This window comes from Maribacter sp. 4G9 (assembly GCF_002742265.1).
In the GTDB taxonomy this organism is placed as follows: Bacteria; Bacteroidota; Bacteroidia; order Flavobacteriales; family Flavobacteriaceae; genus Maribacter.
In genome coordinates, this window is record NZ_MDGL01000081.1 from 1 (window position 1) to 855 (window position 855).

1 pseudogene is annotated in these 855 nt (G+C 53.3%); it reads right to left on the reverse strand.

The annotated features are described in order from the left end of the window. Positions 1–855 (reverse strand): annotated as a pseudogene (locus tag BFP75_RS10205) (IS3 family transposase); the annotation flags it as partial.

The following is an 855-nucleotide window of genomic DNA, read 5'->3' on the forward strand; positions in this document are numbered from 1 at the left end:
CTTACCTGGTCGATGTCCTCAAAGATGAACCTGTTGAGGGTCCCTCTCCTGAAACTGCCGTTGAACCTTTCCACAAAGGCGTTCTGGGTCGGTTTCCCCGGTTGTATATATTTGAACTTTATTCCGTGCATCTCGCTCCATTGGGATGTGAGCTTGGCTATAAATTCCGGGCCGTTGTCCATACGTATACGTTTGGGCTTGCCCCTTCGGTTTATCAGGTGGTTCAGGACCCATACCACGCGGTTGCTCGTCAGGGAGAAGTCAACTTCTATGTGAATGGCCTCCCTGTTGTAATCGTCCATGATGTTGAGTGCCCTGAACCGCCGTTTGTTCTCCAGAACGTCCGTGACGAAATCCATGCTCCAAGTATGGTCGGCCTCCGGGGGAACCTCCAAAGCTTCCTTTACGCGTGCCGGCAAACGTTTCTTCGCCTTTCTTCTCAAAGGCAGTCCAAGTGCCTTGTATACCCGATGGACACGCTTGTGGTTCCACGTCCTTCCCTCTGCCCTCAAACGGTGATGGGCCATCCAGAAACCCTCCTCCGGATGCTCCCTGGCCTTGTCCCGTAGGGCCTCCTCTATATCGCCGTCATCCTTTGGCAACGGATCGTAATAATATACGCTCTTGCTCATGTTAAGGACACGGCACGCCCTGCTGATACCGTAATGGGCAAGATCTCTGGCAATACTACGCTTACGGCAGGGCCTCAGAGCTTTTTTTCGATAATCTCCCTTGCCATTTGGTGGTCCAGGGCCAAGGTAGCGTACATCTGCTTGAGCTTGCGGTTCTCCTCCTCGAGTTCCTTGATACGCTTGAGCTCCTTGCCGCTCATCCCGGCGTACTTCGAACGCCACT